The 2805-nt window shown below is 56.3% G+C and carries 3 protein-coding genes; 1 reads left to right on the top strand and 2 read right to left on the bottom strand.

The window, feature by feature from the left end; all coding sequences use genetic code 11:
• On the top strand, window positions 1–270 hold a 270-nt coding region (locus V6C07_RS02500; protein WP_333534808.1), incomplete at its 5' end, for a hypothetical protein.
• 10 nt (window positions 271–280) lie between these two features.
• Here V6C07_RS02500 and V6C07_RS02495 read toward each other — a convergent pair.
• Entirely contained in the window at window positions 281–2041 is a 1761-nt protein-coding gene (locus V6C07_RS02495; protein WP_333534807.1) for a methyl-accepting chemotaxis protein, read from the bottom strand.
• 240 nt (window positions 2042–2281) lie between these two features.
• The coding region (locus V6C07_RS02490; RefSeq protein ID WP_333534806.1) for a histidine phosphatase family protein at window positions 2282–2805 on the bottom strand (524 nt) is incomplete at its 5' end.

The raw sequence follows: 2805 nt of genomic DNA, 5'->3' as shown, positions 1-2805 counted from the left end.
CTTCACATTTCAAAGTGTTCATTCAGCCGAAAAGTGCGATTTTCGGCTGAATCCACGCCACATTGTGGCGCGCTGCACTTTCGTGCAGCGTTAGAGCATTTACACTTTTTCAAAGTTAAAATGCTCTCTAGCTTTGAGGACGTTCTGTTCCCGGCGTTTTCACGCTGCCCGCCTCGTTGTGGCTGCGTGGCTGAACAGCATTACGCCGCAGCCGGCAATGCCTTTGCTCACGCAGCCGGCGGAGCGATTTTCAGGGTTGATATCGTATAAAATAAAGCTATTACGCGGCGCTGCCTTCAGCCTTCATGTCATTAATAAGACTCTGGAGCACCTGCGACTGCCGCGCCAGTTCAGCCGTGGCCTGCGCGGCCTGCGTCATGGCGGTGGCCGTCTGGCTGGAAATGGCCGCAACCTGCTCCACGGAGCGGTTGATCTCGTCGCTGGCGGCGGACTGCTCTTCGCTGGCCGTGGCAATGGAGCGCACCTGATCGTTGGTCTGGTCTACCAGGGACACAATGCTGTGCAGGGTTTCGCCGGACTGGTTGGCGAGGCTCGTGGCCTCCTGAATGGTGCCGATGGAAATGTCCACCCCTGCCACGCTCTTGCGGGTTCCTTCCTGAATGCCGCTGATAACCTGGCCCACTTCGTGGGTGGCGGTCATGGTTTTTTCGGCCAGCTTGCGCACCTCGTCTGCCACCACGGCAAAGCCCCGTCCGGCATCGCCGGCGCGGGCCGCTTCAATGGCGGCGTTGAGGGCCAGCAGGTTGGTCTGGTCGGCAATGTCTGAAATGACGCTCATGATCTGGCCGATACCTTCGGCCTGGCGGCTCAGAGTGTCCATATCCTGCTTTATTTCCATGCTTTGCCGTGACACTTCATTGATGCCCTGCACCACGCGGGACACAATGGCAGCACCTTCCTGCGCCTGCAGATGAGCCTGCCCCGACATTTCCGAGGCGTGTCCGGCATTGCTGGCAACCTCGCGCACGGTGGCGTTCATTTCTTCCATTGCGGTGGCCGTTTCGCTCACGCGCTGGGATTGTTCGTCCGCGCCACGGCTGGACTGTTCGATCTGGGCCGAAAGCTCTTCTGATGCCGAGGTCAGGATATCCACCACTCCTTCAAGCTGTTGCGCGGCCTGCAGCATGCCTTCGGCCTTGGCGTGCTCTGCGGCGGCCTTGGCGGCGTGTGCTTCCTGGGTGGCGATATTGGCCTGTTCGGCCTGGCGGGCCGCTTCAGCGCTTTTTTCCTCGGCTTCGGCAATTTTTTCCTTCATGGTGCCAACCATGTTCTGCATCACATGGTACACGCCGCCGGCCACTTTTTGCGCCCTGAACGCCACATTGAGGTTGCCGTTGGCAATCTCGCCAGCAACCTGGGCCAGGTAGCCGGGGTCTTCGCCAAGCTGGCGCATGATATTACGGGTGAGCAGAAGGCCCATGGCAATGGAAAGCAGAACGCCGAAGCCCATGACCACATACAAGAGCCTGCTGGACGAATCGGCCAACAGGCTATTGTTGTCGGATAAAGATTTGCCCTGCTCTACTTTGGAAGCCTCCAGGTCGTGAATGGCCTGCTGGTAGGCAGTGGCTATCTCTCTGCCCCTGCCGCTCAGGTAGTCATATGCCTCGCTGCGTTTTCCTGCGTCGACCATGGTCGTGATTTCGTCCGTTGCTGCCCTGAATTCCTGGCGGCGGACTTTATATTCCGCAAACACTTCGTGATCGTGTGAGGAAAGTAGGGTAGTTTCCACCTTGGCGCTGCTGGCATCAATTTCAGTGCGGAGCCGCTGGATGAGGTTTCTGGAGCGTTCGCGCATGGCAGGAACTTCTGTGGTAACAAAATCCAGAAGATTCAGTCTGATGCGTTGAAACCCTTCCGTCATTTTCAGCAGGTCTTCCATAGGCATGGTGGCTTTTTCATATAAAAAAGTGTCGGCTTCAGCCAATTGATGCAGTCTGCTGCTGGCAAAAAGGCCTGTCACCAGCGTAAGACATGCGCAAAAAAGGAAACCAACCAGAAGTTTTGCCTGCAATTTCATGATATTACCTCAGTTTTTATGCGTCTGCGCACAAGCGGGAAATGTATTCGTATATACAATAAGTCCTAACGGCAGATAAGACAGGTTCTTAAGGGTGCGTGGCGCCAGAATGAGGCTTGGAATCGCAGTCCTTGCAGAGTGTTATGTCGTAGTGCAAGCCACGCCGGCATTCGCAGGGCCATGCCCTGTCGCACAATAAAATTTGTTATTATCGCCAGATAGGCGAATATAGGTATGGAATCACAGCGCCTCAGACTGCCGGGAGATGTCGTTTTCGACAGGACACGGTTGATAGGGAATGCGTTCAAAAACCTTGCGCCGAGGGGTCATACTTATATGATAATACTGACTTTGCGGTATATAGATATAGGGTATGTCCTCACTGCGTTGCTGCAGAAAAAGGGAGAGCAGTACCCGGTTGACGGCCTGATGCCCCACAATGACAAGCGGCGTGTCACCGGCAAGAAACAGGGCGCGCCGCAGACCGCGCTGCACGCGTTCGCGCAGCATGGCGTAGCTTTCACCGTTGGGATAGGCATAGGTGTATTTGTCGGCATTACGCCCGGCGGTGATTTCAGGCATTTTTGCCCGGATTTCGCTGTACAGCATGCCTTCGCAGTCTCCGGCCCATATTTCGTCAAATTCCCTGAAAGCCATGACGTGCGCGCCGGGATGCCCGGCCAGCAGCGGGGTGGCGGTTTCGTGAGAGCGCAGGCGGGTTGAGGTGAAAACCCAGCTTATGTCCTTGTGGCGCATGTGCCGGG

The sequence above is a fragment of the Desulfovibrio sp. 1214_IL3152 genome, assembly GCF_036763055.1.
GTDB lineage: Bacteria > Desulfobacterota > Desulfovibrionia > Desulfovibrionales > Desulfovibrionaceae > Desulfovibrio.
This window is presented reverse-complemented; position numbering and strand designations above follow the sequence as displayed.